Source organism: Parcubacteria group bacterium (assembly GCA_041660065.1).
Taxonomy (GTDB): domain Bacteria; phylum Patescibacteriota; class Minisyncoccia; order Moranbacterales.
This window is the reverse complement of sequence record JBAZXC010000002.1, coordinates 155,155-182,033: the sequence shown is the minus strand read 5'-3', so window position 1 is coordinate 182,033 and position 26,879 is coordinate 155,155. Positions and strand designations below refer to the sequence as shown.

27 protein-coding genes and 1 tRNA gene are annotated in these 26,879 nt (G+C 42.3%); 25 read left to right on the top strand and 3 right to left on the bottom strand.

Annotation, left to right across the window (positions count from 1 at the left end):
- Positions 1–114: 114 nt before the first annotated feature.
- Positions 115–1,794, top strand: coding sequence for a DUF2207 domain-containing protein (locus WC819_03380; protein ID MFA5986362.1), 1,680 nt, complete (start codon positions 115–117; stop codon positions 1,792–1,794).
- Between the two features lie 55 nt (positions 1,795–1,849).
- Here WC819_03380 and WC819_03375 read toward each other — a convergent pair whose 3' ends face one another.
- Positions 1,850–2,401 (bottom strand): hypothetical protein, encoded by a 552-nt coding sequence (locus WC819_03375; GenBank protein ID MFA5986361.1) that lies wholly within the window; start codon positions 2,399–2,401, stop codon positions 1,850–1,852.
- 120 nt (positions 2,402–2,521) lie between these two features.
- Here WC819_03375 and nth point away from each other — a divergent pair, with 120 nt between their 5' ends.
- The 15 genes from nth to WC819_03300 all read left to right on the top strand — a co-directional run bounded on the left by nth (position 2,522) and on the right by WC819_03300 (position 16,089).
- Entirely contained in the window at positions 2,522–3,148 is a 627-nt protein-coding gene (gene nth, locus WC819_03370) for an endonuclease III (GenBank protein MFA5986360.1), read from the top strand.
- Between the two features lie 4 nt (positions 3,149–3,152).
- Positions 3,153–3,356: a hypothetical protein gene (locus WC819_03365; GenBank protein ID MFA5986359.1), complete on the top strand. Its 204-nt coding sequence runs from the start codon at positions 3,153–3,155 to the stop codon at positions 3,354–3,356.
- The gene (locus tag WC819_03360) at positions 3,353–4,093 is read left to right on the top strand and encodes a glycerophosphodiester phosphodiesterase family protein (GenBank protein MFA5986358.1); all 741 of its coding nucleotides are present in this window, start codon (positions 3,353–3,355) and stop codon (positions 4,091–4,093) included. Before WC819_03365 ends, WC819_03360 begins: the two co-directional genes overlap by 4 nt.
- A 76-nt stretch (positions 4,094–4,169) precedes the next feature.
- Complete coding sequence (locus tag WC819_03355; GenBank protein ID MFA5986357.1) at positions 4,170–5,636, top strand: divalent metal cation transporter; 1,467 nt, start codon at positions 4,170–4,172, stop codon at positions 5,634–5,636.
- 73 nt (positions 5,637–5,709) lie between these two features.
- Entirely contained in the window at positions 5,710–7,350 is a 1,641-nt protein-coding gene (gene xseA / locus WC819_03350; GenBank protein ID MFA5986356.1) for an exodeoxyribonuclease VII large subunit, read from the top strand.
- Positions 7,351–7,536: 186 nt separating this feature from the next.
- Positions 7,537–7,740 carry an exodeoxyribonuclease VII small subunit gene (locus WC819_03345; protein ID MFA5986355.1) on the top strand — a complete coding sequence of 68 codons (204 nt, stop codon included), beginning with the start codon at positions 7,537–7,539 and terminating at the stop codon, positions 7,738–7,740.
- A gap of 233 nt (positions 7,741–7,973) precedes the next feature.
- Positions 7,974–9,704, top strand: a complete 1,731-nt coding sequence (locus WC819_03340; GenBank protein ID MFA5986354.1) for a 2-oxoacid:acceptor oxidoreductase subunit alpha — start codon at positions 7,974–7,976, stop codon at positions 9,702–9,704.
- 56 nt (positions 9,705–9,760) lie between these two features.
- Complete coding sequence (locus tag WC819_03335; protein MFA5986353.1) at positions 9,761–10,639, top strand: thiamine pyrophosphate-dependent enzyme; 879 nt, start codon at positions 9,761–9,763, stop codon at positions 10,637–10,639.
- A 23-nt stretch (positions 10,640–10,662) separates the two neighbouring features.
- Positions 10,663–12,012 carry a FecR family protein gene (locus WC819_03330; protein ID MFA5986352.1) on the top strand — a complete coding sequence of 450 codons (1,350 nt, stop codon included), beginning with the start codon at positions 10,663–10,665 and terminating at the stop codon, positions 12,010–12,012.
- A gap of 94 nt (positions 12,013–12,106) precedes the next feature.
- On the top strand, positions 12,107–12,913 hold the full coding sequence (locus WC819_03325; GenBank protein MFA5986351.1) for a hypothetical protein: 807 nt from the start codon (positions 12,107–12,109) through the stop codon (positions 12,911–12,913).
- A 31-nt stretch (positions 12,914–12,944) separates the two neighbouring features.
- The gene (gene rodA / locus WC819_03320; GenBank protein MFA5986350.1) at positions 12,945–14,057 is read left to right on the top strand and encodes a rod shape-determining protein RodA; all 1,113 of its coding nucleotides are present in this window, start codon (positions 12,945–12,947) and stop codon (positions 14,055–14,057) included.
- 10 nt (positions 14,058–14,067) lie between these two features.
- A tRNA-Ala gene (locus WC819_03315) sits at positions 14,068–14,140 on the top strand.
- A 164-nt stretch (positions 14,141–14,304) separates the two neighbouring features.
- Entirely contained in the window at positions 14,305–14,598 is a 294-nt protein-coding gene (locus WC819_03310; protein MFA5986349.1) for a hypothetical protein, read from the top strand.
- A 318-nt stretch (positions 14,599–14,916) separates the two neighbouring features.
- Positions 14,917–15,159 carry a hypothetical protein gene (locus WC819_03305; GenBank protein ID MFA5986348.1) on the top strand — a complete coding sequence of 81 codons (243 nt, stop codon included), beginning with the start codon at positions 14,917–14,919 and terminating at the stop codon, positions 15,157–15,159.
- A 306-nt stretch (positions 15,160–15,465) separates the two neighbouring features.
- A complete protein-coding gene (locus WC819_03300) occupies positions 15,466–16,089 on the top strand; it encodes a hypothetical protein (GenBank protein MFA5986347.1) in 624 nt (207 codons plus the stop codon).
- An 839-nt stretch (positions 16,090–16,928) separates the two neighbouring features.
- On the opposite strand, the gene WC819_03295 is transcribed toward WC819_03300, so the two are convergent.
- Entirely contained in the window at positions 16,929–17,387 is a 459-nt protein-coding gene (locus WC819_03295; protein MFA5986346.1) for a hypothetical protein, read from the bottom strand.
- Positions 17,388–17,630: 243 nt separating this feature from the next.
- Here WC819_03295 and WC819_03290 point away from each other — a divergent pair, with 243 nt between their 5' ends.
- The 9 genes from WC819_03290 to WC819_03250 all read left to right on the top strand — a co-directional run bounded on the left by WC819_03290 (position 17,631) and on the right by WC819_03250 (position 26,384).
- The gene (locus WC819_03290) at positions 17,631–18,371 is read left to right on the top strand and encodes a helix-turn-helix domain-containing protein (GenBank protein ID MFA5986345.1); all 741 of its coding nucleotides are present in this window, start codon (positions 17,631–17,633) and stop codon (positions 18,369–18,371) included.
- A gap of 157 nt (positions 18,372–18,528) precedes the next feature.
- Positions 18,529–18,852 (top strand): hypothetical protein, encoded by a 324-nt coding sequence (locus WC819_03285; GenBank protein ID MFA5986344.1) that lies wholly within the window; start codon positions 18,529–18,531, stop codon positions 18,850–18,852.
- Positions 18,853–18,879: 27 nt separating this feature from the next.
- Positions 18,880–19,539 (top strand): 50S ribosomal protein L25, encoded by a 660-nt coding sequence (locus tag WC819_03280; GenBank protein ID MFA5986343.1) that lies wholly within the window; start codon positions 18,880–18,882, stop codon positions 19,537–19,539.
- 83 nt (positions 19,540–19,622) lie between these two features.
- Positions 19,623–20,888 (top strand): lytic murein transglycosylase, encoded by a 1,266-nt coding sequence (locus WC819_03275; protein MFA5986342.1) that lies wholly within the window; start codon positions 19,623–19,625, stop codon positions 20,886–20,888.
- 524 nt (positions 20,889–21,412) lie between these two features.
- Positions 21,413–21,904, top strand: coding sequence for a GNAT family N-acetyltransferase (locus WC819_03270; GenBank protein MFA5986341.1), 492 nt, complete (start codon positions 21,413–21,415; stop codon positions 21,902–21,904).
- Positions 21,905–22,047: 143 nt separating this feature from the next.
- A complete protein-coding gene (locus tag WC819_03265; GenBank protein ID MFA5986340.1) occupies positions 22,048–23,352 on the top strand; it encodes a UDP-N-acetylglucosamine 1-carboxyvinyltransferase in 1,305 nt (434 codons plus the stop codon).
- Positions 23,353–23,364: 12 nt separating this feature from the next.
- The gene (locus tag WC819_03260; GenBank protein ID MFA5986339.1) at positions 23,365–24,153 is read left to right on the top strand and encodes an NUDIX domain-containing protein; all 789 of its coding nucleotides are present in this window, start codon (positions 23,365–23,367) and stop codon (positions 24,151–24,153) included.
- A gap of 15 nt (positions 24,154–24,168) precedes the next feature.
- Positions 24,169–25,182, top strand: coding sequence for a rod shape-determining protein (locus WC819_03255; protein ID MFA5986338.1), 1,014 nt, complete (start codon positions 24,169–24,171; stop codon positions 25,180–25,182).
- A gap of 95 nt (positions 25,183–25,277) precedes the next feature.
- Positions 25,278–26,384 carry a glycosyltransferase family 1 protein gene (locus WC819_03250; protein MFA5986337.1) on the top strand — a complete coding sequence of 369 codons (1,107 nt, stop codon included), beginning with the start codon at positions 25,278–25,280 and terminating at the stop codon, positions 26,382–26,384.
- A gap of 71 nt (positions 26,385–26,455) precedes the next feature.
- Here WC819_03250 and WC819_03245 read toward each other — a convergent pair whose 3' ends face one another.
- Entirely contained in the window at positions 26,456–26,833 is a 378-nt protein-coding gene (locus tag WC819_03245; protein ID MFA5986336.1) for a hypothetical protein, read from the bottom strand.
- Positions 26,834–26,879 lie beyond the last annotated feature (46 nt).

Below are 26,879 nucleotides of genomic sequence, written 5' to 3'. Positions count from 1 at the left end.
TGCGAGATCCTGAAACACATTCAGGATGACAAAAGTGGGCTTTCAGTAATTGCTTATATAAAAGAAAAAATGACAGTCATATTAAATAAGTTACAAGTTAAATTTTTTATTATTATGAAAAAAATATTCTTTTTCTTCGGAGGACTGCTTCTTTTGGCGCCGATATTCAGCGTACGTGCGGAGGAGATCAAAACATATGATGTAGATATGACGATCAATGCTGATGCAACGGTGGATGTGGCAGAAACGATCCAATATGATTATGGCACGACACAGCGACATGGGATCTATCGTGATGTTCCTGTGAAATATACCAATGCGACAAATGATAATCGTACGATCACACTTGATCATATTACTGTCGCAGATCAATATGGTGTTCCCTACACATTTGTCACAGCACGAGATGGGGATAATCTGCAGATCAAGATTGGGAATGCGGATAAGTTTGTGACAGGTATGAACACTTATGTGATCACATACACGGTCACAGGCGCGATCAATTATTTTGACGATCACGACGAGTTGTATTGGAATGCAACGGGAGATCGATGGTCGGCGCTGATGAAGGCTGTGCAGGTAACGGTGCATGCACCACAGATCAGCAAAACAGCATGCTTTGCTGGACCGTATGGGTCAACAGTCGCATGCGATGACATGATCACTAATAATGATCGTACAGTGACATTTGCGCAAGAAAATCTTGTGTCAGGTTCCGGTGTGACAACCGTGATCGGCATGCCGGCCGGAACAGTGTACAAGCCGACATTGCAACAAAAGATCGTCAAATATCTTATGGACAATTGGATCTTTGGATTACCTGTTTTTGTGCTTATAGTCATGTGGCGATTGTGGTACACCAAAGGGCGTGATCCGGAAGGTAAAGGGACGATCGTGCCATATTACGAGGCGCCGGAAGGTCTGACGGCAGCGGAAGTTGGGATGATCGCAGAAGATGCCGTTGCACCAAAGAGCGTCTCTGCGGCGATCATCCAGCTGGCGGTGAATGGCCATCTCACGATCAAAAAGATCGACAAAAAAGGAGTATTTTCTTCGGAGGATTATGAATTTACGCAGACAGGAAAGAGCTCTGCAGATGTGAGCGAGCAAGACAAATTATTATTTGATGCGATTTTTGGCGGTGCGCAAACGCGCAGGATGTCAGACCTTAAAGAAAAATTCTATAAGGATCTCGTTGCAATCAAAAAAAGCATAGAAGGTGCGATCATGCAGAAGGGATACTATACGGGAACGCCATCAATAGTGCGCGCAACATATGTGACGATCGGCATATTTCTTATTGTCGGTTCATTTATTGCCGGCAGTATGGCAGGTCTTGCTTATGGCATAGCGACATTTCTTTCATCCGTTATTATTTTGAGTTTTGGCATCGTGATGCCACAACGGACAAAAAATGGTGCGATCGTTCGTGAGCAGGTTTTGGGGTTGAAATTGTATATGGAAACAGCAGAAAAAGATCGGATCAATTTTCATAATGCGCCGGAAAAAAATCTGGAACGATTTGAAAAGTTGTTGCCATATGCAATGGTGCTCGGCGTGGAAGAAGCATGGGCAAAACAATTTGAGGATATTTATAAAACAAAGCCACAGTGGTATGAAAGCGGTGATGCAACATTTTCACCGATCCTTTTTGCACATAGTTTGCACGCGTTTAGCGATGCAAATAATGCCACGATGGTTTCGCAACCGTCATCGGCAGGCTCCGGCGGATCGGGGTTTAGCGGTGGCGGATCGGGTGGCGGATTTGGCGGCGGTGGTGGCGGAAGCTGGTGATCTTTTGTAAAAAAATATCCATAGCAGTGCGCAGACTGCTATGGATGGGGTGAAATTATGCAATGCCGAGAGCATGGGTGGCGAGGATTTGCGGGGACATGATGTCGTCCTCTGTAAAATCCGTCCAGAAATCCGGATGGCTGTTACTCTTTTCATAATAGCGAAGCCACCAGTACAGCATAAGCGCTTTTCTGCGCATTCCGTTTTCCATGCGGTGAAAAATGCATAGACTGCCATCTTTCATTTCTGCACGTGCTTGCATTTCTGTGGAAATGCTCATGCATTTGCAGGTCTTTCCGCAAGGAATGTCCGATGCAGATTCTTCAAGTGTGATTTTTAAGATTTCTTCAATCTCGAGAGGTTCGTCGTCCTTTTGTGGCCAAAACACCGGCATCTCGTACGGCGACAAGGTGCCAAAATCGTTTATGAGGCATAGTTTGATCGCGTAAGCGTATTCCCCAGGATTGATCGAAGGGTGTGCATAACAATCTTCGCACAGTGTTACATTGAGTGTACCACACGTTTCATCATAACCTTCATGGGGCATGAGCATGTAAGAACATCGAGCACATCGCGTTACTGTGCTATGGGAATTATTTTTTGTCATCGTATACTCTCCTTTTTGTCAAAGAAACAGTGAATGGTATTTTCCGCGTATGGACTATACCAATGGACAACAATTTTGTCAATCTTTGATTTCTTGTGTGAGATGTGCCACAATTGCATCATGGATAAGCAAAAAATTGCGCGGGAAGTTTTGCGTCGGCTGAAAAAATCGTATAAAACAACGGGTCCGTTTGTAGAATGGACAACGCCCCTGGAATTACTTGTCGGGACAATTCTTTCTGCGCAGTGTACGGATACGCGTGTGAATATGGTGACAAAAAAATTGTTTAAAAAATATACAACGGCAGAAGACTATGCAAAGGCGAAGATCACAACGTTGGAAAAAGAGATCTACTCAACGGGATTTTATCACTCCAAAGCCAAAGCACTCAAGGAAAGCGGGCAAACGATGGTAAAAAATTTTGGTAGCAAGGTACCGGACACATTGGAGGCATTGCTTACATTGCGCGGTGTATCGATCAAGACAGCATATCTCGTGCTTTCAAAAGCATATGGAAAACATGTGGGCATGGCGGTGGACACACATGTTTTTCGCTTATGTAAACGCATCGGACTTAGTGACGCGAGGACGCCGGAAAAAATGAGTGGGGAAATGAGCCAAATTGTCGCGCCAAAAAAATATGTGGAATGGAATGAATATTTAATCACGCATGGACGTGCGATCTGTGGACGCGTTCCGAAATGCGATCAGTGTGTATTATATGATATTTGTCAAAAGAATATATAAAAATATGGAAGAAAAAATATTACAAAAATTGGAGGAACAAGAGAAAAAGATCAATGCAATTTATAAAAGTGTGGAAAGCGCGCGAAAGATCTTTCTCGCGACATTGATCATTACGATCGTGACGTTTGTCTTGCCGTTGATCGGTCTCATCTTTATACTCCCATGGGCAATGGGCGTCTTGGGCAATGCATACAGTGGATTATTATGAAAACAGAACAGTGGATACAACAGCAGCCGATCGCACATCGGGGCGCATGGGGTCACGATGCGCCGGAAAATTCATTGGGAGCATGTCAAAAAGCTGTTGATGCCAGTTATCCGATTGAATTGGATGTGCAGATGTCGGCAGATGGCGCAATGATCGTCTTTCATGATTGGTCGCTAAAACGTATGTGCAATGTGGACACAGTATTGTCTGACATGACAAAAAAAGAGATTTCCGCGTGTATACTAGGCTCATCGCAGGAGCATATTCCAACGCTGGATGATGTACTGGCTCTTGTCCGTGGGCGCGTGCCTCTTCTTATTGAGATGAAAAACAAAAGACATGATCGAGAATTTTTTCTTGCTACACTGCGCGATATTTTAAAAAAATATCATGGGAATTACGCGTTGTCGTCATTTGATCCGCTTTTGGTCAAAAAAGCAAAAAAATATTTTCCGCAGATCTCATGCGGACAAAACTTCACTGACTATAAGAATAAGAGTTTTTGTGGCGGCTGGGTGCGAAAGATTGGTTTGTATATTTTGTGGAGCGTGAGTGCGCATATGCCGGATTTCTTTGTTTGTCGGGCATCATTGTTGCCACGGTGTTGGATCGTGTCTGTTGCACACAAAAAAAATAAACCACTGCTCACATGGGCGATAAAAGATATCGCGGAATATAATGCGGTGAAGAACGCGATTGACAATGAAATTTTCGATCATGCGCCATACAGTGTTTAAAAGAGGTAGGGTTTTTTGTTCTTATCAAAACGCGTGAAGTGTGACACAATGATGATAGATATTTTTTTGAGAAAAAATGGAAACAATACAAAACGACAATAATCATAATGAAAAATTTTTCTCCATGTCGGAATTCCGACATATGGCGGGTATTCCTCTTATTGTTGCGCGCAAATTGGTCGTGTGGGGCGAGGTTAGGGCTGTCAAGACGATTGATGGTACGGTCGTGATCGCGGAGACAGAAGTCATTCGCGTCATGGAGTTGGCAAAAAACCCTTGGAAAAAAATGCATCTTTTTTTTCGTGCACTTGGACCGGGTCTCATTACGGGTGCGTCGGATGATGACCCGTCAGGTATCGGTACGTATTCTTCTGTTGGTGCGAAGTTCGGTTTGAGTATTCTCTGGATGGCCGTGTGGCTTTTGCCGATGATGATGGCGATTCAGGAAGTATGTGCACGCATTGGTATCGTGACAAATCATGGTTTGGCCGGTGTTTTACAGCGTCATTATAAAAAACGTATTGTCGGCGGGATCGTTGTGCTACTCATTATTGCAAATGTTGTGAATATTGGTGCTGATCTTGGCGCAATGGCGTCTGCATTGAATATGCTTACGCATATAAATTTTTATATCGCGGCGCTTCTTTTTGCGGCAGTGTCAATCGTGTGTGAGATCTTCATCGGGTATCGCATTTATGTGCGCGTGTTGAAATGGTTGACTATTTCAGTTTTGGCGTATGTTGTGACAGGTTTTATTATCCATCCTGCGTGGCGCGAAATATTTCATTTTGCCTTTGTGCCGCAATTTTTACCTGATGAATCATATGTTTTTGCGATGATCGCTGTTTTTGGCACAAGCATCACGCCATATCTCTTTTTTTGGCAAACGTCAGAAGAAGTGGAGGAAAATCGTATGGAAAAAAGAAGTGCCATCATTCCTCTCAAAAAAGAAAAACATGGACTGACGACAAAAATACGGAAAATGCGTACGGATGTCGGAACGGGGATGTTTTTGGCAAACAGTGTTTTCTTCTTCATCATTATCACAACAGCACAAGTCTTACATCAGAATGGGATATATAATATCGAGTCTGCAGATCAAGCGGCGATGGCACTGCGCCCATTGGCGGGAGAACATGCATTTCTTCTTTTTTCTATCGGTTTGATCTGTACCGGTATGCTTGCCGTCCCGATTTTGGCCGGGTCCGGTGCGTATGCGCTTGCGGAGGTCATGAAATGGCATGAGGGTCTGGAAGAGAAATTTTCTCATGCAAAAGGTTTTTATATGATCATCGTCATTTCAATTTTATTTGGGCTTTCTTTGAATTTTTTTCATATCAATCCGATCATGGCATTGTATTATGCGGCATTCATCAATGGTGTGATCGCTTTGCCTCTTTTGGTGGTGATCATGATCGTCGGGGATGATAAACACATCATGGGGAGAGAAACGCATCCGTGGTGGGTACGGGTATGCGGATGGGCATCGATCGTTTTTGTGACGTGTTTGATCATTGCGGCAATTTTCTTGTTGATTTTGTAGCTGGGAGAGATACTCTTAGGAAAAAGCTTTTTTTATTTGGTTTTTTGTGCCACAATAGTTGCATATGACGCTTATGCAACAACTGATCACATGGCAACAAGAACAGGCAGGTAAAGAACATCTGGAGCCATATATGGTCTTACAATTCAATACCATCAAAGAAATTGCACGATTGCAGCCAAAGACAAGCAGTGATCTTTTGCGGATCAAAGGCATCGGTCCGGCAAAAATTCGCAAGTATGGTGATGTAATTTTAGGTTTGGTGCGCGGCAATGGGATTACCGGCGATGTATCTGTTGCCTATGAAACAAAGAACAATCTTTTTGCAGAGGCACAAGCGGTGAATGATCTGGCGGCAATACGTCCCATGCCGGTACAACAACCGATGCACTATGATCAGGAGACCGGGGAAATCATCGATAAAAATGATGTGGCAGTAAGCGTTACGGATTTTGTGACGATGTTGGACACACTGTTGCAAACACATTTTCGCAATGTGCGTGTGCAGGGTGAGGTTGTGGGCTTTAAGCGCAATGCGAGCGGGCACGTATATTTTGAGATCAAAGATCGCTCCAGTGTGATGCGATGTATGATCTTTTGCGATCGTTATGATCTGGCCGGTGTCGCACTTGCAGACGGTATGGAGATTGTGATCACGGGACATCCCAACTATCATAAGCAATACGGATTTAGCTTTGTGGGCACGATGGTGGAGTTATACGGTGAAGGGGCGCTCAAAAAGGCCTATGATGATCTCAAGAAAAAATTGGACGCGGAGGGATTGTTGGCACTGGAAAAAAAGCGTGCACTGCCACAATTGCCACAGCGAGTTGGACTCATTACATCGCGTACAGGTGCGGCAATCGGAGATTTTACGACCAATGTGGGTCACTATGGATACAAAATCATTTTCCATCAATCACGTGTGGAGGGTGCACAGGCAGTTGATGATCTGATCAGCGCCCTTACGACAATGGCAAAAAAAGATTTGGATGTTTTGGTCATTGTGCGCGGTGGTGGTAGTTTGGAGAGTTTGCAAGCATTCAATAATGAAAAAGTGGTGCGCATGGTCGCAGATTTTCCTGTGCCGGTTGTTGCCGGTGTGGGGCATGAGCAGGATGAAACGTTGACGACACTCGTGGCGGATCGCGGTGTGAGTACGCCGACGGCGGCGGCACGTGCTGTGCGTGAGAGCTGGGATCAATGTGGCGAATATGTACGCAGTCGGGAGCAGATGATCGTGCACTTTTTTGACAAAGCTCTGCGACAACAACAAGAACGTGGCAATGAGTACGAACGGCAACTTACGGACTTTTTGGAAGAGATTGTAACATCATCATTAGAATTATTTCGTCGCTTTGCAAACGTGATCCATCACATGGAAAAAAGCATTGACCGCAAAAAAACATTTTTTACTGTTGCGCAAGATCACATCTTTCGTTTCTATGGACGCATGATCGATGATGCGAGAACTCTTGTGAATATGCAACGGGCATTCGCTCTTTTCCAAAGTGGCATCATACAATATATGAAGCGCCTGCAATTCCTTGCAAAGTCGATCGTACAAAATGATCCGCAGAGACAACTCATGCTCGGATACAGCATTGCACGTGATGAACGGGGAAATGTTGTGCGAAGAAAAAACGATGTGAGCAAAGGTGATCATATGACAATTCACATCAGCGATGGCGAGATCATGACGGAGGTACAATAGGTATTTTTGTAAAAATAAAAATCGTAGTATAGTAAATTTAGACTATTAGACTGGTAGACACGCTACGCTCTAGATATGTAGACATGCAGAAGAATGTCGTGTAAAGTCTACTAGCGTAGCGTGTCTAAAACGCAGTGTGTCTAAAGCAAGGCGTGTCTAACATACTAATAACATACTAATAAATATATGGCACAAGCAAAAAGCAATTTGACCAAAAACCTCAAGGAGATCGAAGAGATCGTTACATGGTTTGAAAAGCAAGATGAAGTGGATGTGGAACAGGGCATTGAAAAAGTAAAAATAGGCGCAAAACTCATCAAAGAATCAAAAAAGCGTTTGCAGGAAATTGAGAATGAATTTGAAGAAGTAAAAAAAGATCTGGCTGAATAAAAACGTGGTTACAACGGGAAAATAGTGTAAAACTTTTTGGGTACCCACATCAGTACCCATGGCATGTGTTTTGTTGGTTAATTTTAGAGTAGTTGAAAAAAAGGAGTCGTTATCAGCGATCTGTTACGGTCGTTTTTTGTTTTGTGTTATAATAAGATCAAAAGAGATCGCTGAAATGCAACATGACAAAAGCGAGAGCATTCAGAGATTTTTGAAAAATATAAATAAAAATTATGGCACATCATATTACAGATGATCTTTCGATCGTGATCGCAGGGCAAGCCGGACAAGGGATTCAGAGCGTTGCGCATTTGCTGACGCACATTTTGAAATTACAAGGCTTTCATGTCTTTGCGACGGCGGAATACATGTCGCGCGTGCGTGGCGGGATCAATTCCACGACCATTCGTATTTCCAGTGAAAAAAGAGACGCATTTCGTTCTACGATCGATCTCTTCGTTTCTCTTGATCCGCGGTCATTTTCTTTTTATAAGCATCGTTTTAATGATAAGACGATGTTTTTGGGGTTTCGTGACGCGGAATTTTGCCAGGATTGTGTGATGGAAGTGAATTTTATAAGCATTGCGCAGTCGATTGGTGGCACTCTTTATGCTAATACGGTTGCGGCCGGTGCGATTTTGGGATTGATCGGCGCAGATGAAAAGCATGCACGTGAATATTTACGCAATTTCTTTGTAAAAAAGGGAAAGGATATCATTACAAAAAATCAAGAGGCATTATCACGAGGTTTTAAAATGGGTGCACATTTCGCTTTTTCACACGATGTGCATGTTGCAATGAAAACAAAAGAGGCAGTCAAAGATGACCTCTTCATGTCTGGCATTGATGCTGTGGGATTTGGGGCGCTTGCGGCAGGGGTTGATTTTTGTGTGGCGTATCCCATGTCGCCGTCAACGGGGCTTTTGACTTTTTTGGCACAGAACAGCAAGGAGTGTGGTGCGGTGGTAGAGCAGGCAACAGATGAGATCGAAGCAGTCAATATGGCACTAGGTGCTTCATATGCCGGTGCGCGAAGTATTGTGACGACGTCCGGCGGTGGGTTTGATCTGATGTGCGAGGCGGTTTCTCTGGCGGGAATGATCGAAACACCGATCACGTTTCATATCGGACAACGTCCCGGTCCGGCAACCGGTTTGCCAACGCACACGGGACAAGAAGATCTCAATCTCGTGCTTCATGCGGGACATGGGGAATTTATGCGAGCGATCTTTGCGCCCGGTACACCGATGCAGGCATATGCTGTCACGGCGCATGCACTTGATATTGCCGATAAATATCAGATTCCGACATTTGTGCTTACGGATCAGTATTTTGTGGATGCATTGTACAAAGTTGAAAAAAATGATTTTGTGGAACAAAACAACGTAAAACATATTATAGAAACAACACGCGATTACAAGCGATATGCACTTACGGAAAATGGTGTAAGCGAGCGTGGCGTGCCGGGGTTCGGTGACGGATTGGTGTGTGTGGATGGTGATGAGCATGATGAAACCGGTCGTATTACCGAGGACACACGTGGAATTCATATGCACATGGCAGAAAAGCGTCTCTTCAAAAGACGTGCTCTTCTTGAAGAAGTGATGCTTTTGCCGGAAGTTATTACGCAAAAAACTACAACGGGACGCAGTAAAAAATCCGGCAAAAAATTGATCGTATGCTGGGGATCGACGCGCAACACGGTTGTTGAGGCGGTGAGTGAAGCCGGCAATCAGGATATGACTGTCGTACATTTTGTGCAATTATTTCCTCTTGATAAAAAGAAGATCAAAAAGATCTTTGCAAAAGCGGAAAAAGTAATTGTTGTGGAAAACAATGCCACGGGACAATTTGCGCATCTTTTGACACAAGAATGTGACATCGCGATAGATAAAACCATTCTCAAATGGAATGGTGAACCATTCAATGTGGAAGAACTTGTGGAGCAAATAAAAAAAATGTAATGTGATATTCTTTTCTTTATAAACTTTTGACCTTTATAAACTTTGAACTAAATATTATGATCGGATCGGCACATATCAAAAATAATTTTACAGTTCCACAATCCGTGGAATGCCAGTGGTGTCCGGGATGTGGTAATTTTCCTATTTTGCAAACGATCAAAAATGTTTTGCAAGAAAAAAATCTTGCGCCACAAGATGTGACATTCGTATCAGGCGTCGGGCAGGCTGCAAAATTACCGCAATATATCAATTGTAATTATTTCAATGGACTGCATGGACGCGCGTTGCCTGTTGCGACCGGGGTTAAAATTGCAAATCCAACGCAAACGGTGATCGTTACCAGTGGGGATGGGGATGTCTATGGCGAGGGAGGTAATCACCTCATCCATGCGATCCGTCGCAATCCTGATATTACCGTCATCGTCCACAATAATATGATCTATGGTCTGACAAAAGGGCAAGCGTCACCGACTACAGAGGAAGGCACAGTCACACCAACACAACCATACGGTGTGATCGATATGCCGATCAATCCGATCGCTCTGGCAATTTCTCTTGACGCACCGTTTGTGGCGCGCGCAAGTGTCGGTGATCCACAAAAAATGCAAGCGATCATCGCGCAAGCGATCGATCACAAGGGATTTTCTTTGGTGGATCTATTCCAGCCATGTGTTGTTTTCAACAAGATCAATACCTATCAATGGTTCAAAGAGCATACGTATTATATGGAAGATGATCGTGATGTGACTGATCGGGTGGATGCATTTCGTCGTGCAACAGAAACGGATCGATTGCCACTGGGTGTCTTTTATGCGCACGCAAAACGAAAGACATTTGAAGAACGTGTCGATTTTTACAAAAAAGATCAACGACCGATGTATCTGCGCGGTTCAAACTGTGTACTCCGCAGTGCGCTGGTCGCTTCTCAAAAGTAGATTTAATTTTAATGATAAAGTCTATGCTGGATTTTTATGAAGAAAAAGGACGAAAGATCTTTATAATTATTATGATCGTTTTTATCCTTCTGTTCACGTTGGCGTTTTTTGCGGGACGTTTTTATGCTTTGTGGTATATGCCACAAGGCACATCGACACAAATAATCTCAGAAATTCCTGCGGAGCAACCCACAAAAAAGATCAATGGACAGGTGGAATATGCTGAAGGTACGGTTGAAGTGCGAGAGAGTGCTACGTCTGGATGGTTTACTGCGGCAAAGGGTAATATTTTTGCAAAAGGCAATGAATTACGTACGCTTGGGAAATCACGTGCGATCGTAACATTTGAGGATGGCAGTATCGTGCGATTGGATGAGAATACGCACATTGTCTTTGTCGATAATGTGCAGGATATAAAGATCGATGTTGAACAAGGGGAGATTTTCAATAGTGTTGCAAAAAATGATGCGCGTACATATATCGTTCAAACAGATCGTTATGCGATCAAGGCGCTTGGTACGGAATTTGGCGTGACAGAATCGGGCGACACAACGTCAGTGCTTGTCGTGGAAAGTGCTGTGGAGGTACAAAATGATGCTGGCAACACTCTCGATCGCATTGAGGAAGGCAATAAAGCAAAAGTAGTGAATGACCATGTGGAGAAGACCGTGATCGCTGATGCAGATCTCACGGATGACTTTATCGTGTGGAGTACGGCAAAAAATGAGGATGGGGAGAAAACGGATGGAGATAATGTGAAAAAAGATGCAGATAATGACACTGTCACAGGGTCGATCACGCTCAGTGGTGAAAAATCAAGTAGTGGCGTGCGATTGCATTGGGGTACAAAAGGTGTGAGTGCGCCACATGGGTTTAAGATTGTAAAATCCACCGATGCAAATCCTGTCTATCCCGGTGATGATTATCAGTATCTCACGGATAGTTCCGTGCGGGAGTACATGTGGGAGATCACCACGGGAAAAAAGTACCATTTTCGAGTGTGTATATATGATGGGTCGGGAAAGTGTCTACAATATAGCAATGATATATATGTGGATACGCCGAGTGGCAAAGATGACGGTGATGGCGAGTATGCGTCATCAGTTTCGCTTTCTGCAAAAGAAGATAATGGTGATGTAAAATTGACGTGGGAGATCTCCGGTGGCGATGCGCCGTTGAGATTTAAAGTTGTAAAATCCAAAGATCCTAACCCTGTCTATCCCGGTGATGATTATCAGTATCTTTCCAATCGTGATGTGCGCAAATATACATGGGAAGGATTTCCTAAGGGCAAAACGTATCATTTTCGCGTGTGTATATACAAGGGAGGAAAGTGTGGCACATACAGCAATGATGTAAAGGTCTCTTTTTGAAAATAACTAAAACCCCTCTGTACAGGAGGGGTTTTTGTTTTATTTGACGTGTGCGGTATAATACAGGTGTATTCGCGTAAAAACATATATTATTATGAATCGATTTCTCAAGCAAAAGATCATTATTGCGATCTACATAACAATTTTCCTTGTGATCGCGGGGCTTATCACAATGGCAATGCAACCAAAACCACGCTGTGATGATGGAAAGAAAAATGGAGAAGAAATAGAGATTGATTGTGGGGGTCCTGTGTGTGGTGCATGCAAAGAAGAATTGGTAGGCAAAGATATCGTAGTCAAAGAAGCGCAGGTGCTTTATGGCGGAGAAAATACATATGATGTTGTTGCGGAGATTCATAATCCGAATGGGTTTTTTGGAGGAGAAAAAGTGCATTACACGGTAGAAATTTATGATAGTGGTAAAAATGTTTTGGCAAAGCGGGACAACGTGACGTTTATCTTGCCGAATGAAAACAAATATATTGTTGAGATCGGTCTGGATTCAATGCAACAGGCATCGGGTGCTAATGTGACGATCGACAAGGTTGACTGGGTGAAGTTCACAAATTTTGATAGTCCGCAGATCTTTGTGCGTAATCAGCGATTTGGATTGGTGCAAAACACCACGGATTATGCCGAGGCGTTTGGGCTTGTATCCAATGAAGGTCCGTATGACTTCCATGATGTGACAATCAATGTTATCCTCCTAGATGAACGAGGTGTGCCAATTGCCGCAAATAAAACTGTCCAAAAAACACTTGATGCGGATTCAAAGCGGGAATTTCGGCTGACATGGCCACACAAATTTCCCGGGACAATCGCATCGGCAGAAATGCAGGCGGAGGCAAATGTGTTTGATTCGTTGAATTATATGACAAAATACATTCCTGTGACGGAATAGCGCGGTTTTGTTGTGATAAACATTGTATGGTATGATTCGCAAATTTTTTGCTTTTGATTTTATCTATTTTTTTACAGTGATTCTCATTTTGATCTTTGGGACGATCGCACTGTGGAGTGTTTTTTCTTATGGGGACGGATGGGACCGCACGATTTTCGTCAAACATCTCACGTATGTTGTTATAGGAATAGGTATTTTTATCATATTTAGTTTGATCGATTATGGAATCTGGCGGGCGTATAGTACATTCCTTTATTTTGTATCGATTGGCCTTTTGGGGATTACGGTGCTTTTTGGGACAACGTTGCGTGGCACGTCCGGATGGCTCAATCTCGGATTCACATATATCCAGCCGGTGGAAATTATCAAAGTATTTATAATCATCTTTTTGGCGCATTTTATTTCCAAGAAGCGGGGAGAGCTGGGAGAGATCACTACGATCATTGTGTCATTTATTTTGACGAGCATCATGGCGTTTTTTGTGCTTTTGCAACCGGACTTTGGTTCGGCGATCGTTCTATACGGTATATGGTTTTGGATGATCTTTGTATCGGGGATCAAGAAGCGTTTCCTATTATCATTTGTTGTTTTGGGATGTGTGTTTGCCGTGCTTGCGTGGCAAGTTTTTGCGCCGTACCAGCGTGCGCGCATCGTCAATTTTCTCCATCCAGAACGTGATCCGCAAGGCACGGGGTATAATGTTTTGCAGTCGATCATTACGGTGGGTAACGGCGGTATGTTTGGTCAGGGGTTTGGGTATGGGTCGCAATCGCAATTGAACTTTTTGCCGGAAAAACACACGGACTTTATTTTTGCAACGATCGCGGAGTCGGTGGGATTTTTGGGCGTTTTGGTGTTATGTGGGCTTTTCTTCACGTTATTTTTCCGATTTTTTGTCATCGCAGGGCAATCGCGGGATACGTTCGGGTATTTTTTGGTCGTGGGTGTGATGGCGTTGTTTTTTATCCATTTTACGATCAATGTCGGCATGAATATCGGCGTGATGCCCGTTACGGGTATCCCGCTTCCTCTTATCAGTTATGGAGGAAGTGCGCTAATTAGTATCCTCATTGCATGCGGTATGGTAATGAGTGTATACTTACGACGCGAAGTCACGATGAAAAATTATATTGAATCGTACTAATGCACTTTTTGGGCTGTTAGCTTAGTTGGTAAAGCGTCTCCATGGCATGGAGAAGACCACCGGTTCGAGTCCGGTACAGTCCACTATTGAATAGATTTGAAAAGCGTAGTATTCAGTTCGAAACCTATTCGCGGAGCATTGACAAAAGTATAGCTTTGTGCTATGCTTTTTCGTTATGTTAGTTATTTGTACAATCCACCATCTTTTTTCAATGAACCTAATTTACAGATTGCAGAGGAGAAAAGCCATGATATGTGATATTAACACAAAGAAAGGAGCCTTCTTATTTTTGGTTCAGACATGGGCATTGACAATGGGATCACACAGAAGTAATGACTCATTACATCAAGCTAGATTTGCAAATGCATGCATTTCCCATGCATTTACACTTAAAGAAGAGTCTATTCCAGATGATATTGAGCAGGCCTGTGAAGAATATATGTTTTGGCAAGATCAAACAGGAGCTTCAAAGCCCGCATGGATCACAGCAGAAGATGGTCACGGGTGTAATAATTTGCATTATCCGTGGGTTAAAAAGTAGCTCGCTCAACAGAAAAGGAAAAGTCCATCTGTTGTGCGGGCTTTTCTTTTTTAAATACTAGATTGTACATTATATTAAATTCTTTCAATAATTTTTTGAACCTATCCCAATCAATAGTTCTAAATCTTTCCAATAACCGGAGCTCCCAAAAAACGAGGCTTTTATAAGCCTTGTTTTTACTGCCCTAAACAAAACTCGAACAAAAGCTAGACAAAGGGCAAATTATATGCTATATTCATCCGATGTTCTGTTGCGAGCATTGGGCATCTCAGCAGCAACATTCTATCTTAAATAAGATATTTCAAGAGGAGGAAAATTATGGGTCTTTATATTCGTCCAGCGTCCCTGGTTCAAGAAAAGGGAAAAAGAATTAGCTTTCCTGCATCCTGGAATGAAGCGCAAGAACAACTAAGCAATGGACAGGGTCTGTCAGCAGTTGCCGAGCGACCTCACGGTCTCGTAGCTCTTCTCATTCAAAGTCAGGCTGACTTCGACCATGTGCATCATGTGGGTGGTGACCTCTACATCATTAACGAAGATCTGGTTAGCCGGGCTTCCTAACTCAAACAGCTCAGCATCAAAAATTTCTATGAGGCGCACGACCTATTGGTACGGCGCTTTTTTTATATTAATTCTAAAAGTTGACCTATCTGCTTAATAATCGTCGGTGGATCTGGCAAACCTTTAAGCCACTCAAAAGTTCGAAAGCTGTCCTGCCAAACGATCATCATAACCTTAAGGTTCATTAGCGCCTTTTGATATTGATTGATGTTGACTGATAAATATTACAATGCTATTGTTTAATATCGCAGTTTTTTGACAATCTATGATAATTGATCCATTAACCAATATTACTTGGAGGGTGATATGGCTAGTATATCTGATTTCTTAGTGGCTTTTCCCGGGAGGTTTGTCATTGGACTGGCATCAGCCATTATATTCTTTCTGTTTTACTTCTCAATCGATATTTTCTTATTTCTCACGAAGCGTAACTTCGGACGAGTAAATATTGAGCTGGTGTATTTCACCAGAAACGATAATCCAGGGAAGTCAGGGTCAGATGCTCTTCATTTTCGGACTATTGAAGGTCCGGTTTTTTTGAAGAAAGCATATGACAATCGTTTTCTTTTCTGGAGAGTAGTCTTTAGATCGGCAAGAGCGAAACCCGTTGTAGATTTTGAGGAATACGCCTACGCAGCTCTGGCTCCCTTTAGGGATCGCATTGCTGCGAAATGCTCTATCGGAGAAATCAAGAGGGCGCTTGGGTTTCCATTTAAGGAAAAGAAATGCTGGGTTGTCATGGTAAATGATCGTTCAGAGGATAAGCGGAGGCGCATTCTAAAAGTCCTCGTGATTCAAGATGACGATTTGAAAGTCTCTTTAGATAATTTGCCGAAGACAGGCAAAAATCTTTTTTTATTCAAGGAGGTGGTAAGAATGTTTAAAGATAATTCAAGAACATTCTTGCCTGTAAGGATAACTGCCGCCTAAAAAATCAATTAATTAATGAGTTCAGAGCTACCCCATGGGATTTCCAAGGGGTAGCTTTTATTTTTATAAAAAAAGTACATTTTAATTTTGCTAAAGTTATTTCAAATTCTATCCAATCAAAAGTTCTAAGTTTGTTCAGTAGGTGAAGCCAGAACTTGACAAGACTGTAGAATTGTGCTATGCTATTTCGTTGGTTCATTTACAACATAAATCACAAACTGGCGGTTAAATAATTGAGAATGCTGATTATTTTTTTTGCCGGTCTGTATAAATTACTTAAATTATTTCAAAGGAGGAATAGACCAGTGACAAATTCCAGCAAAGAAACAAAAATGAGATTTTTCATCGGTAAAAAAGTTCGCATAACTCACAAGGACTCGATTTTCCTTCCTACAGAAGGTATCTGTAAGGATGTATGTGCTGATCCCCCTGGTCAAGAAGATCATTTTGAAATATGGTTAGAGGATGGATTTTACTGCGGAATAATTCCTGATACATTTGGCGAAAATTTCGTCGAAGGCACGATTCGCAGGGCCAGAGGACGTCGAAAAGTGGAGGTCATAGAGTAGTAATTTTCCTCATTGCTTTTATTTTGTATATTGCATAATAGCCACCAAAATTGTATATGGTGGCTTTTTTATATCCAGTTCAACTCATATTCTTTCAAAATATTATTGCATTTATTTTAGTACAAAGTTCCAAATCTACGTATCGGTATTTGCAAGGATGGTCATTGCAAACCATTTTTTGTTTCATGAGGATTTCCGAAGATTAAAAAAGCCATGTGAAACTGAATATGCGGAGTCACATGGCTTATGGTAAATCGTCCTTGTTAGGAGTTATTCGTTAGACAATTCTTTTTTCATCTCGTCCATTTCTTTTTCTGTAACTCCCGCCTCTTTTAATAAATCTGTTGGTAGGGGATTATTTTCCGCTATAGCCACGACTATCTTATCGGCTAAGGTAGAAAGCTTACGAATCCTTAGACTAACAACAACTTTTGTTGTAGTCGGAAGTTTGTTGCTGATGGGTAGAAAATTACTGAATCGGTATTCTCTACTATGATAGGAAGTTCTCCAAAAGGACAGCAATATTATGGCAACAAACGTAGTTGAACCAAGGATAGCTGGGTCAAACTCATGACCTATAAAGGCAGCAGTATTTCCAATGTGCCAACCGATAAAAGAAATTGGACCATATAGCAACACTGATTCAGAAATATGTTCCGTTTTTTTGTCCAAACCACCAAATGGGATTATTAGGGACGCACATACTACTCCCAAGAGTAGCATTCCCATTGACATTAGGATAACAGGTTCCGTAATTGGAGCGGAATATCCAATAGATATGAAGACTATGTATAGAATTGACTGAAAGAACATAATTTCCTCCTTTTGCCGACAGGCACTTTTTGGGATTTGTGAAACATCGAAACAGTTTAGTTGACATGAAACACTAAGTTTATTATTATTTATATATAAAGAGTGGTCAACTATCCCATGAGGTGGTAACTATCACCATATAATAATTTAGTCAAACGTATGTACGAAAATAGTCTGGAAAAAATCGGACTTTCTCCGAATGAAGCGAAGATCTATGAAGCCCTGATCCATCTGGGAAAATCCTCTGTTTCTCACATTGCCAAAAAAAGCAATGTTCATCGGAGAAATATTTATGATTCTCTGAATCGTCTTCTTGAAAAAGGTTTGGTTTTTCAGATCTTTCAAGCAGGGGAAAATATCTATAGCGCCGTCAATCCGGACAAATTGTTGGAAATTGTCCATGAAAAAGAAACTGAGATAGAAAAGATCTTGCCACAGTTGAGAGAGGCGTATGGCAAAAAACCGACAGAAGAAATCGCATTTATCTATAAAGGCGTGGAAGGGTATAAAAATTATATGCGAGATTTGGTGCGCGTTGGTGAGCCCGTCGATTTTTTGGGAGCCAAGGCGCTATGGTTTACGCCAAATATCCCTAGTTATTTTCTCGACAATTTCAAGAAAGAGATGAAAAAGAAAAAAGTGAAGTACCGTACAATTTTTGATCACCGGGTGAAAGAACAAATGCCCGAGGCGATCAGGAAGGTTGGCGGTGCCTATAAAATTTTACCTAAAAAATATTCCACGCCGGGCGTTTGTGATATATTCGGTGATTATGTGGTTACATTTAATAGTGTGGGCGTGGGAAACTTTGGAGAGGGAGGCACGATCTTTGTCATGAAAAACAAAGAATTGGCTGAAAACTATCGTATCTGGTTTCAGTTTATTTGGGATCATTTATAAAAAGAGTGAATTGAAGACTGTCCTTGAGTGGAGTATAGAGCACGGTTCAGGATGCACAGCTTGACGAAGTGCTGATCTTTGTCATAATGAAGACTGAGAGATGTGGCAGAGTGTTTATCTTGCAATTTTTTCTTTTTTGTAGTAGCATACAACCTATATGAACTTTTCACGAGACCATGACCGTGTAATTCCACAAAAGTGTCCGGTGTGCGGAGCATCGCGCGATCATTTGTCGTATATGCCACTTGGCCATGATGAAGACCGTACAATCTTGCATATTTCATGCGCAAAATGCGCCGGTGCGGCGATGATCTTTGTATCGCAAAATGATACGGGAATGATGACGGTTGGCGTTCTGACGGACGCAACACCATTGGAGGCAAAAAGTTTTTTTGATGCAAAAACGGTTTCGGATAATGATGTGATCGCTGTACATGATTATCTCAATCGATTTGACGGATATACGAGTGAAATGTTTTAAGTTTAAGAATAATTATTTCTACATGATATGGAAAAGATCACATTGAAGGCAAAAAAACGTGAGCAGACCGGTAAAAAGATGCGTGCGGAGGCTGGGACAAATATTCCGGCAGTGGTGTATGGCGATGGCGTGAAAGCGCAGAGTATATGGATCGATAGCGTGGAGTTTGCGCGCGTGTTTGCACAGGCTGGTATGAGTACAGTGGTAACATTGGAAATTGATGGAGAAAAAAAACCGGTCAATGTGTTGATTTACGACTATCAGAACAATCCGGTATCGGGCGTGCTTACACATATCGACTTGTATGTCCTCAATATGAAAGAGGAAGTTGAAACAGGTGTGTCGCTTGTATTTGTGGGTATCGCACCGGCAGTAAAGGAATTGGGCGGCACATTGGTCAAGACGCTCGATGAACTAGAGGTTCGCGCACTGCCTGCAGATTTGCCACATGAAATTGAGGTAAATCTTGAGACGTTAAAAACATTTGACGATCATATCACGGTCGGTGATCTCACACTTGGTGATAAGGTGCACATATTGGCTGATCCGGAAACAATCATTGCAATGGTTTCTGAACCGCGATCTGAGGAAGAGCTTGCATCCCTCAATACGGAAGTGGATGCTGATGTCTCAAAGATCGAAGGTGTGGCTGATAAGGTGGTAGAAGAAGAGAAAAAAGAAAAATAGCAGTATTTTTCATTCGATGTACATAAAACCGATCCTGTGGGTCGGTTTTTTGTCTGCGCATTTTGTGGTATGATAGGTATGCTATGAAAAGACAAAGAAGGCGCAATATATATTTATTGATCTGGATGTGCATTTTATGTGCGGGGCTTTTTTTGTGCAATGGGAATGTTCTCTATGCAGATGATTCAGAAGATGAATTGACGGAAGAAGAAAAAGAACAACAAGAAGAATACGAAGAAAAAAAAGAAAAATACGAGGATAAAGTGGAAAAAGTGGAAGCACAAAAATCATCTTTGCAGGGAAATTTGAATGTCGTGCAACAGTCGCTTGGCGCAACCAAGCGTACGATTGATATGGTTATCAGTGATATTGAAGCAAAAGAAGCGGATATTGATCGGCATGATGCACAGATCCAGTCATTGAATGGACAGATTCTTCTTTATCAACGATCATTGGCGGAGACAATGCGCAATGTATATTATGCGCAAAATGGTCGCACGTTTTCTTCTGTTATAGAAAATAATGATGGCATGCAGAGATTCATGGGAAAGACCGATGATCTCGGGTCACTGCGTTCAAAGATCGTTGAGATGGTGCAACAGGTGCAATCCACAAAGGATTTGCAAGAGCAGAAAAAAAATGAACTTGCCGCGCTCAAAAGCGAAAAAGAGAAGCTCTTAGAGGAGCATAAGGAAAAAGAATCAGATCTTTTGGCGCAATCCGTCGCTGTGCAAACAGAGATCGTTAAGGTAGATACGACACTGGCGGATTTGAACGCAAAGCTTTCTGCGGTCGAGTCAAAATTGTCATCGTTGTTGGGCGAGTCGTTCAGCACGGATGATATCGTCGAAGCGGCAAAATTTGCAAGCAAAAAAACGGGTGTGCGTAAGAGCTTTATTCTTGGCATGCTTGTGGTGGAAACAGATCTTGGTCGATTTACCGGCGGGTGTACATATAAACAAAGCAAGATGGGTGACAAAAATTTAGAGATCTTTAAGCGTATTTGCAAAGATCTGGATTATGATTATAAAAAGCAGAAGGTGTCGTGTGCGCTCAGTTACGGGATTGGCGGAGCAATGGGCGTGGCGCAATTCATGCCAACAACGTGGGTAGGATATGAATCCAAGATCAAGAGTTATACCGGAAACAGCCCGGCAAATCCATGGAGCCTCACCGATGGCGTGATGGCGATGGCGATCAAACTCGCGAATGATGGTGCATCAAGCGAAAAGGGGGAGTACGATGCGGCACGTCGTTATTATTGCGGATCAAATATTAATCGTACTGTGTGCAAACAATATGGCAATAAGGTAAAATATTGGGCGGAGAATTATAAAGATCGGTTGTAGAGTGCATGATTGACTTCGTCACGATTTCGTGCTATACTTATGGAGTAGTCTGCTTTTGGGCAACGCTACGAGATGAAAATTCGGGTGAGTTATTTATAACTCAAGCCCGATTTTTTGTTCATTTGACAATTGAATATATGATCATTACACAACGTTGTAATGTATAGAACTTACGCGTTTGGCACATTTCTTTGTTTGCAATCTGCGGTGCTCGACGCAGTAGCATATACTACAGCTTACTCCGCTCCTCGATTGCGCCTCGAACTGTACGCAAACGCGCAAGTTCTATGAAAAATAAAAAAAGAGATGTTCATTTCTTTACATCTATTCGTCACAAAGGGCATTTTCTGACGAAATAATATTTATCAAGCCATACGCGCAATAAAAATTCGCTTATGGCTTTTTATCTTGTAAAAACGGTTAATAATTTATAAAGATTGTGGAAGATTTCGTATTTTAATGATAAGGTGTAAACTGAAGTCGATATAATAAGTATTCGTATATTTTATTTAATGACATTTTTTATGAGAGAAGAATTTCCAAGTGCAAATATTGAGCGATCCAATAAATATGAAATAACAGAGTGTGGCATTGATCAACTTGAGCAAATTGTTTTTGTAAATGACAAGATATTTAAAGGTATGTATGAGAAAGATCCATATTCTTTAGATCAATATCAGGAGAAATTAAAAAATTTACAACCAAAAATATTTGTGGCAAAGGTTAATGATCAAATTATTGGTGATTCAATTTCTTTTGAGAAAAACAACTCTCTGTACCTGTGGATCATGGGGGTATTGGAAGAGTATAGAAACAAAGGAATCGCTGTTAAGCTTTTTGAACGAAATGAGCAATTTGCCAGAGAAAATAAATATGAATCTATAACAGTAAAAGTTTATAATGTGTCAAAAGAAATGCTTAAATTGCTTTTGACAAGAAATTATGAAATAACGGACGTTGAGAAATCAAAAACTGATCCAAAATATAATGCTGTGCATTTGACATTAAAAATGTAGTAAATTCGTAATCTAATGTTACAAAGGATTTTCTCATTGGGGTTTTTAAAATATTCAAGAATGAAAAAGTCATTTATCTTGTAAAAAAAGGGTGTTTCCCCTATACTTGACGAAGATATGGGGGTAATTATTTTGAGAATTTTATGCAATATTTTGAGATCAACGGCGGGAAGAAATTACATGGGTCGATCAGTGTCAATGGATCAAAAAATGCCGCAGTGGCGCTTCTTGCCGCTTCAGTGATCAATCAGGATGTCACTGTTTTGAAAAATGTGCCGCAGATCGAAGAAGTGAATCGATGGATCGAAGTGCTGACAAGTATTGGCATGCATGTGGAAAAAAACGGTGCGACACTGACGCTTACACCAGCAAAGAAATTAACGCCGGAAACGATCAATGTGCAGGCGGCAGAAAGAACGCGCAGTGCGATCATGCTCATCAGTGCACTTGCCGGGCAACACAAAAAATATTTCATCCCGCAGGCCGGAGGATGCAAACTTGGCGCACGGACAATTCGTCCGCATCTTTTTGCCTTGGAAAAATATGGCATCGAGATCGTGTCGCAAAAATGCGGATTTGATATGTCGATAGATGTTTTGCATCCCGCAGAGAGCAATGTGCTCTATGAGTCAGGGGATACTGTGACCGAAACAGCGATCATGGCGGCGGCGCAAATTCCCGGCAAAACAACGATCAAAATGGCAACATCGAATTACATGGTGCAAGACCTGTGTTTTTTCTTGGAAGAACTTGGTGTAAAAATCGTGGGCATCGGCACATCGACATTGGAGATCTATGGCAAAAAGAATCTCAAGAAAAAAGTGGAATATACAATTAGCGAAGACCCAATTGAGGCGATGTTCTTTCTCTCTCTTGCGATCACAACAAAAAGTGAGCTTGTCGTTAAGCGATGTCCGATCGAATTTTTGGAATTGGAGTTATTGAAATTGGAAAAAATGGGGCAGCAATATGAAATACTTAAAAAATATCGATCATACAATAAGCGGACACAACTGGTGGATATCAAAATGATCCCATCAAAACTTACCGCATTACAAGACAAAATCCATGCGTTGCCGTTTCCGGGACTAAATATGGATAATTTGCCGTTTTTTGTGCCGATTGCCATGATGGCAAAAGGCAAGACATTGATCCATGATTGGGTATACGAAAATCGCGCAGTATATTTTACAGAACTTAATCGTCTCGGCGGACATGCGACACTCATTGATTCACATCGCGTGGATATCACTGGTCCGACGAAATTTCACGGTGCCGATCTGACATCGCCACCGGCATTGCGACCGGCAGCGATCATGCTTGTCGCGATGCTTGGCGCAAAAGGAAAATCGATCTTGCGCGATGTGTACTCGATCAGTCGTGGTTATGAGAATTTGCAAGAAAGATTGCGCAGTATCGGTGCAGACATAACATTGGTGGAAGAATAATGAAAGAATTTTATGAAAAAATGTTCGTGTAAAAAAGCAGTGGATTATATTGGCGTGGGTGGCGGTGTGCTGATCCTCAATGAAAAAGGTGAGGCGCTTCTTATGCGACGGGGTAAAGATGTGCGCAATGAATCCGGTTGGTGGTCCAAACCGGGTGGCGGTGTAAAGCATGGTGAGAACGCAATCGATGCAATAACGCGTGAGATCAAGGAGGAATTAAATATCGAGATCGATGTGTGGGGATATTTACCGCATACGGATCATATTATACATAAAGAAAAACAACATTGGGTTGCATTTAATTATATTGCATGCATCATATCCGGCGTGCCAAAAAACATGGAGCCAGATAAGTGCGATAAGATCAAATGGTTTGCGTTGGATGCACTGCCGAAAAAGATCACACAAACGACACGAGAGCCGATCGAGGATTATCGCAGTGGTCGTTACATCGATTTACGCCAAAAGAATGCATGTGGGATGCACATGTATTATGACGCGATCCAAAAATTTCATGATAAATTTGCGATGAAAGGTACAAATAATGAAGACATGATGTTTCGTCTCAATCTCATGATCGAGGAGTTGGGGGAATTGGCGCAAGCGATCACAAAGGGGAAATCGCGTGAAGAAGTGATCGAAGAAAACATCGACCTGCTCAATTTGGTGATGGGAAATTTTATCAGTCTGGGTGTGTGCGCGGAAGAAGTAGACAAAGCTTTTTGGGCAAAACATCGCACGATCATGGACAGAAAGAAGAAAATGTTGGATAATGGAATATACAGAGTTACAGGTAAATAATAGGCATTTATGAGTATGATCGTGCGAAAAATTGGGATTGATCTCGGAACGGCGAATACGCTTGTTTTTGTGCCGAAGCGCGGTGTGGTAGTGGATGAACCGTCGGTTGTTGCTGTGTCGATGATCGATAATAGAGTGTTGGCTGTGGGCAATGAGGCGAAAGAGATGCTGGGACGCACGCCGGACACAATCACGGCGTACAAGCCGTTGCGGGATGGTGTGATCGCGGATTATCGGGTGACCGAGGCAATGCTCAAATACTTCATCAAAAAGGTGACAGGACGATTTTTTCTTGTGCGACCAGAAGTGATGATCTCGATCCCGGCAGGCATTACATCAACAGAACGGCGCGCGGTAGTGGATGCGGCGGAAAAGGCAGGTGCCAAAAGGGCATATGTGGTGAAGGAGCCAATCCTTGCCATGATCGGTGCGGGGATCAAGATCCATACGGCACAGGGAAATATGATCATCAACGTCGGTGGTGGTACGAGTGAGATCGCTGTGATCTCATTGGGTGGCGTGGTGGCGTCGCATAGTGCGCGCGTGGGTGGTAACAAATTCGATCAGGCAATCTCGGATTATATCAAGCGCAAATACTCATTGGCGATTGGTGAACAGATGGCAGAGGAGATCAAAATTCAGATCGGTAGTGCGATGCAACAAGTCAAAGAAGAACGCATGGATATTCGCGGACGAGATCTGATGGGCGGATTGCCAAAGACGATCACGATCACATCCAACGAAGTAACGGAAGCATTGCAAGATGAGTTGCGTGAGGTGATCAATGCGGTAAAGAAAGTTTTGCAAGATACGCCACCGGAATTGTCAGCAGATATTATGGATAAGGGGACAGTATTGTCCGGTGGAGGCGCACTTCTCAAAAACTTGGATCAATTGATCACCAAGACGATCGGCGTGCCGTGCTATGTGGCGGACGATCCTCTTCGTTGTGTCGTGCGTGGTACAGGCAAGGTATTGGACAATCTCGATATTTATAAGAAAACGATCCTTGCAACAACGAGGAGATAATTTATTAGACATGTAGATATTTGGATCAATAGACAAGTGGATTGATAAATGCGACCCATTTATTATCAAGTGACGAACTATTGATCGCCCATATTATGAATAAAATTGCTATTGATGCATCGCGGGCATTTCTTCATGAAAGGACCGGTATAGAAGAATATTCCTATCAACTGATCAAATATTTACGTGTGCCATTGGGACAAGAGCATGTGACACTCTATCTTCGTCGTGGCACGAGAGAAAATATTGATTTTTCTCTACCAAAAACATGGCGCGTCAAAGAATTGTGGTCGCCACGTTTTTGGACGTATGTGCGATTATCGTTGGCACTTCTCATCCATCGGCCGACACATCTCCTTGTGCCGGGACACATTGCACCACCGATCCATCCAAAGAAAACTACCGTCGTTGTCCATGGGTTGGAGTTTGAAATCAATCCTGAAGCATATTCACGTTATGAGCAAGTGTCTATGCGTCGTGGGATCAAAAATTCTTGCAAGTGGGCGCGTAACATTGTTTGCGTGTCAAACAATACCAAGCGCGACCTCGTGCGTATCTATCAGGTTAAAAAAGAAAAGGTGCGCGTAGCCTATGAAGGGATGAATGTTGCGCCACCGGAACAACAAGAGCTTACAGCGACAGTTTTGCATAAATATCATTTGCAAGAGAAGGGATTCATTATATTTATTGGACGATTGGAAGAGCGAAAGAATATTATACAAATCCTGAAAGCGTATGAAATTTTGCGCAGGCACTTCCTTCTTTCGCATAAATTGGTTTTGGTGGGTAAGGGTGGTTTTGGTTTTGAAAGAATCCAAGAGGAGATCATGAGCCATCCTTTTAAAGATGATATTGTTCTGACGGGTTTCATCAGTGTGGATGAAAAATGGGCATTATTGCGCAATGCGGCGGTTTTTGTTTTTCCATCTCTTTATGAGGGCTTTGGTTTGCCGGTATTGGAAGCGCAACAAGTTGGTGTGCCGGTGGTTACATCAAATAATTCTTCTTTGCGAGAGGTTGCGGGAGATAGTGCGCTTTTGGTTGATCCTCTCAGCGCTACGGATATCGCAGAAAAAACATATGCACTTCTCGCGAATCACGATGTGCGCGAATCTGCGATTGCGCATGGATATGAAAATATCAAACGTTTCACATGGGAACGTTGCGCGCGCTTGGTGGCAAAGATGCTTTTGCGAAAATAGGTGGGCACCAAAAATAAAAGCCACTTTGCAGATGTGTTAATCTGTATGAAGTGGCTTTGTGTGAACACGATTTATTTGGCGATAATATGCCAGTTTTCTTTTGCAATATGGTGCAATGATGTCGGAAAAACCGCTGCTGTGGAGCTTTCCTCGATCGGTAAGATGGTTGTGCCATTTGCGAGAATGATCATGGTATGTACAGGAATTTTTTCCCATTCCGCGATACAATTGCAAAATATGATCGTCTTATTGACGGTGACCATGTTTTCGTGAAACGTGATTCCCTCATGAGGAGGGGCGCAATCTTTCAGTGTGAGAAGTGCGTGCACTTGCCTAGAGGGAGTTTCTTTTTTTGATTGCCACAAAAAAATACCGATAAGCACTGCCAACATTATCACAAGAAGTCTGCGACCGGTTTTGGTAAAGTAACGTCCGCGTTCGTTGCGCATTGGTTGCCTCCGTTTGTAAAGGTGGTAAAATGAACGTATTATAAAA

Coding starts and splice junctions, on each gene's coding strand:
- WC819_03285 (MFA5986344.1), top strand. CDS start 18,529: ATGAACTTTTCACGAGACCATGACCGTGTAATTCCACAAAAGTGTCCG.
- WC819_03360 (MFA5986358.1), top strand. CDS start 3,353: ATGAAAACAGAACAGTGGATACAACAGCAGCCGATCGCACATCGGGGC.
- WC819_03280 (MFA5986343.1), top strand. CDS start 18,880: ATGGAAAAGATCACATTGAAGGCAAAAAAACGTGAGCAGACCGGTAAA.
- WC819_03375 (MFA5986361.1), bottom strand. CDS start 2,401: ATGACAAAAAATAATTCCCATAGCACAGTAACGCGATGTGCTCGATGT.
- WC819_03345 (MFA5986355.1), top strand. CDS start 7,537: ATGGCACAAGCAAAAAGCAATTTGACCAAAAACCTCAAGGAGATCGAA.
- WC819_03310 (MFA5986349.1), top strand. CDS start 14,305: ATGATATGTGATATTAACACAAAGAAAGGAGCCTTCTTATTTTTGGTT.
- WC819_03275 (MFA5986342.1), top strand. CDS start 19,623: ATGAAAAGACAAAGAAGGCGCAATATATATTTATTGATCTGGATGTGC.
- WC819_03250 (MFA5986337.1), top strand. CDS start 25,278: ATGAATAAAATTGCTATTGATGCATCGCGGGCATTTCTTCATGAAAGG.
- WC819_03305 (MFA5986348.1), top strand. CDS start 14,917: ATGGGTCTTTATATTCGTCCAGCGTCCCTGGTTCAAGAAAAGGGAAAA.
- WC819_03380 (MFA5986362.1), top strand. CDS start 115: ATGAAAAAAATATTCTTTTTCTTCGGAGGACTGCTTCTTTTGGCGCCG.
- WC819_03365 (MFA5986359.1), top strand. CDS start 3,153: ATGGAAGAAAAAATATTACAAAAATTGGAGGAACAAGAGAAAAAGATC.
- WC819_03325 (MFA5986351.1), top strand. CDS start 12,107: ATGAATCGATTTCTCAAGCAAAAGATCATTATTGCGATCTACATAACA.
- WC819_03270 (MFA5986341.1), top strand. CDS start 21,413: ATGAGAGAAGAATTTCCAAGTGCAAATATTGAGCGATCCAATAAATAT.
- WC819_03255 (MFA5986338.1), top strand. CDS start 24,169: ATGATCGTGCGAAAAATTGGGATTGATCTCGGAACGGCGAATACGCTT.
- WC819_03260 (MFA5986339.1), top strand. CDS start 23,365: ATGAAAAAATGTTCGTGTAAAAAAGCAGTGGATTATATTGGCGTGGGT.
- rodA (MFA5986350.1), top strand. CDS start 12,945: ATGATTCGCAAATTTTTTGCTTTTGATTTTATCTATTTTTTTACAGTG.
- WC819_03335 (MFA5986353.1), top strand. CDS start 9,761: ATGATCGGATCGGCACATATCAAAAATAATTTTACAGTTCCACAATCC.
- WC819_03290 (MFA5986345.1), top strand. CDS start 17,631: ATGTACGAAAATAGTCTGGAAAAAATCGGACTTTCTCCGAATGAAGCG.
- WC819_03300 (MFA5986347.1), top strand. CDS start 15,466: ATGGCTAGTATATCTGATTTCTTAGTGGCTTTTCCCGGGAGGTTTGTC.
- WC819_03340 (MFA5986354.1), top strand. CDS start 7,974: ATGGCACATCATATTACAGATGATCTTTCGATCGTGATCGCAGGGCAA.
- WC819_03330 (MFA5986352.1), top strand. CDS start 10,663: ATGCTGGATTTTTATGAAGAAAAAGGACGAAAGATCTTTATAATTATT.
- WC819_03355 (MFA5986357.1), top strand. CDS start 4,170: ATGGAAACAATACAAAACGACAATAATCATAATGAAAAATTTTTCTCC.
- nth (MFA5986360.1), top strand. CDS start 2,522: ATGGATAAGCAAAAAATTGCGCGGGAAGTTTTGCGTCGGCTGAAAAAA.
- WC819_03295 (MFA5986346.1), bottom strand. CDS start 17,387: ATGGGAATGCTACTCTTGGGAGTAGTATGTGCGTCCCTAATAATCCCA.
- WC819_03265 (MFA5986340.1), top strand. CDS start 22,048: ATGCAATATTTTGAGATCAACGGCGGGAAGAAATTACATGGGTCGATC.
- WC819_03245 (MFA5986336.1), bottom strand. CDS start 26,833: ATGCGCAACGAACGCGGACGTTACTTTACCAAAACCGGTCGCAGACTT.
- xseA (MFA5986356.1), top strand. CDS start 5,710: ATGCAACAACTGATCACATGGCAACAAGAACAGGCAGGTAAAGAACAT.